The sequence below is a fragment of the Pedobacter fastidiosus genome, from assembly GCF_014306625.1.
GTDB lineage: Bacteria > Bacteroidota > Bacteroidia > Sphingobacteriales > Sphingobacteriaceae > Pedobacter > Pedobacter fastidiosus.
This window is the reverse complement of record NZ_JACRYL010000002.1, coordinates 350,607-356,791: the sequence shown is the minus strand read 5'-3', so window position 1 is coordinate 356,791 and position 6,185 is coordinate 350,607. Positions and strand designations below refer to the sequence as shown.

Genomic DNA, 6,185 nt, shown 5'->3' with positions numbered 1-6,185 from the left:
TCTTTTCATAATTCCCTAATTTAATGGTTCTAAATTGTTTTTAAAATTTAGTCCAGCTTTTTAGGGGGTTAATACAATAATACCACAGATAAATTTTAAGATGGTTTCCTTTTTCATGTCTTGTTTCTTAATTTCAGTTCTTTATCTTAACCAAAATTAAGTTGTTTGTAAGCCGTTGCGCTGGACAGGTGTCGGAAAATCAAGGGCGATAGGTCGGAAAATAATTGGACGTATGTCCATAGAATTAATTTAATTATTTGCCATGTGCATATTCTATAAGTAAGCGGCTAAGTTGTTTTTCACTAATCCTTAGATAAGATGAAAGGATGCGTTTTGGAAGATCGTGTATTAACTTTCCTAGTACAACTGATGCAAACCTGTATCTTTCTATGGCAGGTTCCAAACGCATCATTTCTGCATTTTCAATTTCCTTTAATTTTTGCTCTTCCAAAATGCACAACAAAAGTTTTATCGCTTCTGGCTGTTGCCTAAAAAAGCGTTCAAGCTGTTTATGGTTAATGGTAAGTAATTCAACTTGGCTTAAACATTCAATATATTCAAGACTTGGTCTTTTAAGATATATGCCATTTTGAGTAATAAAATCTCCTATAATAAATAGTTGGCTTGTTCCCGCCAATCCTAACCTTAATGGATAGCGTCGCAGCAAGCCATTATTTACGAAATATAATGAATTATTAAAGAGGTTTGGACCAATAATAGTCTGGCCTTTTAAATAATCAACAGAAAGAAACTGTTCTGAGAAAAGAAATTTCATCTCCTTTTTGCAATGTGGCATTTCATGAAGTTTATCGATGAGCTTTTGGTTTTTCATGTTTTTGATGGCAAAAGAAGAGTGTTTTAATATCGCAGTCAAGTGTAATACTTAGTTGCTGTTTTTCCACCTACTATAACTTTACCTAGTAAGTTTATATTGGATAGAACTTTTTTGGGTGGATTTCTTTGTCCTATTATTTTTTAAAGAATCAGATTTATTTTATTAATACATAGACTGATTTTAAATAAAAAATTGTCATGTTACCACTTTTAAAATAAATAGGTGCTAAATTGAGTTTTAACCCCTATTGTTTATGAAAAATATTGACTTTGCTAAGGCGAGCTTCAGGGATTTTGAGAATATTCCTGGAATTGATGTGATGGAAAGGGCTGGAGAGTTCCAACTGTTTCTAGATTATCTAAGTGCAAACGGACACTTGAACTACCGAATAGAATCTCTATCAGGTTGTGCTCCAGAAATGGATTTGCTTTTGCCTGGAAAAAACAAAGCGCAAAGATGTGCCTGTTTTGTATCTAACGACTATCTTGGTTTTACACAGCATCCTGCAATTAAAGTGGCACTACAACAAGCGATCGAAGAATTTGGCAGCGGCGCTGGTGCATCTCCAGCTATTGGTGGTCATTTTGTTTACCATCAGGCTTTAGAAGATAGAATCGCCAAATTTTTCAAGAGAAAAAGCGCAATCCTTTATACTACAGGTTACACGGCAAATAGCGCAACATTGCAATGTCTTTTACAAAAAGAGGATATTGCAATTATTGATATGGCGGTGCATGCTAGTGTTTATGAAGGTTGCCAGCTTACCAATGTAAAAACTTTCCTGCACAACAACATGGAGGGATTAGAACTTGCACTTAAACATGCACAACACACTTTTCGTACAAAAATGGTAATCATTGATGGTGTATATTCCCAAGATGGAGATTTAGCAACAATGGATCAGATTGCTGAGCTTACTCATCATTATGGAGCATATCTGGTAGTTGATGACGCTCATGGAACAGGAGTTGTTGGAAAAACGGGTAGGGGGGCAATCGAAGAATATGACCTTTTTGATAAGGTTGATATTATAACAGGGACTTTTAGCAAGGCCTTTGCCCACATAGGCGGGTATGTAGTGGCAGATACTGAACTCATTAACTTCCTGAAATATCAATCAAAACAGCATCTTTTCTCTACCACAGCAACGCCAACTACTTTGGGTATTTTGAAAGCGATGGACTTATTGGATGAAGAGCCATTCTGGAAAGATAGACTTTGGGAAAATGTAAATTACCTTAAAGAAGGATTGTTAGGTATGGGGCTCGATATTGGTACAACAGCATCAGCGATTATACCTGTTAAGATTGGCGATATAGGAAAAACCTTGGAAGCTGGAAAGCTATTGCTTGATGCAGGGGTATATGCAAATCCAATAATGTATCCAGCAGTATCAAAAAAAAATGCCAGGGTAAGGCTAAATATTATGGCTACCCATACCAAGGAACATTTGGACAAGGTGCTGAATGCCTTTACTCATGTGGATCGTAAACTATCTATTTCAAAACCCTAAATTAAAAGCTTATGCCTCTCAGATATATAAACATTTCTGGTCATGTAAAAAATAAGGAACAGACCATGCAACGGCTCATAGATGCCGTTGGCACAATCATCAAGCACAAAGGTTATAAAGGACTAGGGCTGAATACCATTGCCAAAGAAGCAGATGTCAGTAAAATTTTAATTCATAGGTATTTTGGAGGAGTTGATCAATTAGTTGAAGCTTATGTCCTTAAGAATGACTATTGGATAGCTAAAGCTAAAGACGTAAATAGAGAAGTTAGTGGCAATACAGATCGGGAAACTTTAAAAAACCTAGTATCGGATCTGTTAAAAGGGCATTTTGAATATTTCAATACGCATGAAGAAATGCGCTCGATTATCTTATGGGAAATTACCGAAAAGACTGACCTACTCAATAGCATCTCACATGTTCGCGAAGAGGTAGGGAAGCTATTGCTTGAAAAGTCAGAACCTTTATTTAAAGATAGTAAAAAGAGTCTTAAAGCCATTACTGCACTAATGGTGAGTGCAATCTATTATATGGTACTTCATGCCAAAAAGAACGAATCTACCATTTGCGGAATAGATATCAATTCCCGAGAAGGACAAATAGAGATAATAAAGACTATAGAACAGATTGTTGATTGGGCATTTGATAAAAAATGAGGATATGGAATAAGTTGTGGCGATTATGGAAAATGAAAACCCTAAATTTTATATTAAGGCACTTGGTGAACTACGAAAGATTGCGCATGATCTAATACAATCCAATCATGAGTCCATCCATGATAGTCGGGAACTATTTATTCTTGAAATTGATGGCATTATGGTAGCAATCCAAAGAAATCTGCAATTTATGCAGTTGCATTTGGATGAGAATGCAGTTGTTTTTATGGATCATCTACAATCAGAATTGGTACAGTTGTCAGAAGAATGCAATACATTTATTTTGTCTGATAAAAAATCACAGATTGAACCAGATGTCAAAGAATATCTATTAATTATGCTAGAGGCAATTAATAATATTTTCGACCATTTAAAAGACCATTACAACTACTGCTTTAACTTTAAAATGGTGGTACCTGTTCGTTATAAACAAAAAACAGATTTGACTTTAATCAAAATTTCTGATAAGCTTATCCAATCATTTAAATCAGCTGGGATAGACGAAGGGCTATGTGAAATACTTAAGGGATATTTTCTGGAAATGAAGAATACTAAAAAAACTAGTTTCCATTTACTGGATTTTTGGTATGCCCTCATACATGATCTAAATAAAGTAAGTTCAGAGAGTATAGATGAGAATGAACTGGATTTGCGAAGAGTTTTTTGCTACCATAATTTTAATTATCCACCTCTTATTCAATACTACATATCAAGATTGCAACTTGATTATAATGAAGTTGATAATTATAGGGAGGAATATATCAAGATTACCGTTGAGATAAGAAAATTGAGGCAATTGATTATTAGACGGCGATATAGCTATGATAGCGATGCTGTTGAATTAAGGGAAGTACTTTGCCATACATTGGAGAACGAACTTGTTTGTATCAAGAAGTTGATCAATATGAATAAAAAAATCTTTGAGGGAAGTGGGACAAAATATTTTCTACAACAGTTTTACTTTAAAATCTCTATATCTATGGAGCAGTTTTTGTTCATTTTCCGGCTCTTGATCGATAAAGGCATCGTATTAGTGAAGCGCAAGGCTGATCTCTATGAATTTATCCATGCTCATGTGGGCACAGCTAAAAAAGAAAACCTTTCCATAGGAAATATGCAGAACACTTATGCCGAGAATAATAGAGTTACTGCAATAAAAGTTAAAGCGTTATTACAATCGTTAATTAAGCAGATAGATGAGAAATATCTTTCTTTATTCTGTATTCTAATAACCTTTTAATTTTTTCTCATCAAGCTCCTAATATTTAGAGAACACATACGTTTACATTGTTTTCTCTCCACTATTTGATGATACTATTCTTTCAAATCTGAAAAATTGTCGCTGAGGCGTTCTGCATTAGCATTAAAATTAATTACATCCTGCTTTTATTAAAATTATTGGACATTCCAATCCATCTACAAGTTTCTAAATATGCTGCTTCAAGTGCATTTTATGCGCTTGAGGTGGAATAATTAGTATGGTCTTTCCACCTAAAAACCAATGTTCATTTTCAAACTTTTGTGAACGATACTCGTAATGATACTTGAAGCAAGATCATACCTGTTTGGACCAAATTAAGCGCTCTCAAAGTTTAATCTTAACCCAACGGCGATTAGCTGTACAATTTTTTCAATATGATTTTAATAGCAGCAACAAAACTTTTTGAAGAGCTCTTAGAAACTTTAGAGCAATTGGAACAGGATAACAGGGGAGTTCTAATAGATCCTGTACCTTATCTTAAAACATCAAACCATTTTATGAATGCCCTGCAATCATTAGTGCTTACAGGAAGTTTTGATGGTCAGAGGGATGAAATTTTGTTTTTTAAGACGGTGAAGCCCAAGTTCAGGTCTTTCCAGATTTACTATCTGGCGTTGCATGAAATCATTTTTAAAAAGCCCAAAGGCTGCAAGAAGGTATTGAAGAAATTCTATGCGGACGAAATACAAAAGATTTGTACTTTCCGGTGCAATAACCAGCATATTATCAACTATTACTATTCTGGAGCTAATGATATGGATGCGCAACTTTTCCTAAGAAAAGTTGATGAGCATCCACACTGGTTAATCAGACCTAAGCTTGACCGTGATGAACGGTTCTCCACTATCGCCGACCACTTGGTGGGAAAGATTGTGGCAATGGATAAAATCCAGGCTTATCTATCAGAAGAAATGGCAAAATTACACTGTACCAGTTTTATTGAAAATACTCCAGTCGGTAAAAAGCAATACCGATGGACAGGTGAGGCAATTAACCTGGTTGAACTTGCCTACGGTTTGTATTACACAGGCGAAATTAACAATGGCAATGCCGGAATAGCTGAGATCGTAAGATTATTTGAGAAGATATTCAATGTTGTCATTGGAAAGCCCTCAAGGAGATTTGCAGAAATCAAGCAACGCAAACGGCTGAGCAAAACCAAATACCTTGATCAAATGAAAACCGCTATTGATAAAAGAATAGATGAAGACGATGAGTTTGTTCCCAAACTTAATTTAAGATAGCTAATAACCATCTGTTTATTATAGTGTTATGGTTTTATTTTTGGGTAGTACCCAACTGGTTGTCAAACAAAAAATCGAAAGCTTCGAAACTTTGCTTCATCAAATCCCAATGCAATGGTGCTTGGGATAAAAGCAAAGAATTTATGTTGGCACAATTTACATGGCAGGAGTTTTGGCTTGCAATACTTCTGCTCACCTCGCTCTGGTATTCGGGCATCATCCTGTGTTACTACCGCAAAGAATTTAATCTATTTTTCAACAAAGGTTCAAATCCCAAAGAACTGCTTCCGCACCGCTGGGCAGATCAGGTTGAAGAACCTACCCAGAAACATGAAGAACATCAGGGACTGCTGGGCGCTTCTAAACCACCTGTTGGAGCTAGTACCGTTAGTATGGGGCAAATCAGTTTTGGACAGGATGAAAATGCCAAATCTGAACAGCTTGGACTAATACCAGATGTACTTCAGGAGCTGAAAGAAATTTTTTCCATTCTGGAAAAAGAGGACGGTAACAAACAGGACTTTTTCAATATGATGGAAATGGTCAGGGCAAAATATGGGCAGATTGGTTCCAACCCTCGCATCGTTCAGATCAACCAGTTTATTTCCGAACACGCCTCATTCCACCTCTCGAAAGAAGAACTGGAAAACCTGTGGGATTAACATAATCCGATTAA

Annotated in this window: 6 protein-coding genes; 5 read left to right on the top strand and 1 reads right to left on the bottom strand. The window is 35.8% G+C overall.

What is annotated here, in order from left to right; translation table 11 throughout:
• Nucleotides 1-253 precede the first annotated feature (253 nt).
• Nucleotides 254-832, bottom strand: coding sequence for a Crp/Fnr family transcriptional regulator (locus H7U22_RS03680; protein ID WP_187069973.1), 579 nt, complete (start codon nucleotides 830-832; stop codon nucleotides 254-256).
• A 256-nt stretch (nucleotides 833-1,088) separates the two neighbouring features.
• Between H7U22_RS03680 and H7U22_RS03675 the strand changes: the two genes are divergently transcribed.
• The 5 genes from H7U22_RS03675 to H7U22_RS03655 all read left to right on the top strand — a co-directional run bounded on the left by H7U22_RS03675 (nucleotide 1,089) and on the right by H7U22_RS03655 (nucleotide 6,171).
• Entirely contained in the window at nucleotides 1,089-2,348 is a 1,260-nt protein-coding gene (locus H7U22_RS03675; RefSeq protein ID WP_187069972.1) for an aminotransferase class I/II-fold pyridoxal phosphate-dependent enzyme, read from the top strand.
• Nucleotides 2,349-2,359: 11 nt separating this feature from the next.
• A complete protein-coding gene (locus H7U22_RS03670; RefSeq protein ID WP_187069971.1) occupies nucleotides 2,360-3,004 on the top strand; it encodes a TetR/AcrR family transcriptional regulator in 645 nt (214 codons plus the stop codon).
• A 25-nt stretch (nucleotides 3,005-3,029) separates the two neighbouring features.
• Complete coding sequence (locus tag H7U22_RS03665) at nucleotides 3,030-4,244, top strand: hypothetical protein (RefSeq protein WP_187069970.1); 1,215 nt, start codon at nucleotides 3,030-3,032, stop codon at nucleotides 4,242-4,244.
• A 395-nt stretch (nucleotides 4,245-4,639) separates the two neighbouring features.
• A complete protein-coding gene (locus tag H7U22_RS03660; RefSeq protein WP_187069969.1) occupies nucleotides 4,640-5,509 on the top strand; it encodes an RteC domain-containing protein in 870 nt (289 codons plus the stop codon).
• A 59-nt stretch (nucleotides 5,510-5,568) separates the two neighbouring features.
• On the top strand, nucleotides 5,569-6,171 hold the full coding sequence (locus H7U22_RS03655; protein ID WP_187069968.1) for a hypothetical protein: 603 nt from the start codon (nucleotides 5,569-5,571) through the stop codon (nucleotides 6,169-6,171).
• The last annotated feature ends 14 nt before the right edge of the window (nucleotides 6,172-6,185 follow it).

Excerpts from the sequence above, each read along its gene's own strand:
- H7U22_RS03680 (WP_187069973.1), bottom strand. The coding sequence starts at position 832 with ATGAAAAACCAAAAGCTCATCGATAAACTTCATGAAATGCCACATTGC.
- H7U22_RS03675 (WP_187069972.1), top strand. The coding sequence starts at position 1,089 with ATGAAAAATATTGACTTTGCTAAGGCGAGCTTCAGGGATTTTGAGAAT.
- H7U22_RS03670 (WP_187069971.1), top strand. The coding sequence starts at position 2,360 with ATGCCTCTCAGATATATAAACATTTCTGGTCATGTAAAAAATAAGGAA.
- H7U22_RS03665 (WP_187069970.1), top strand. The coding sequence starts at position 3,030 with ATGGAAAATGAAAACCCTAAATTTTATATTAAGGCACTTGGTGAACTA.
- H7U22_RS03660 (WP_187069969.1), top strand. The coding sequence starts at position 4,640 with ATGATTTTAATAGCAGCAACAAAACTTTTTGAAGAGCTCTTAGAAACT.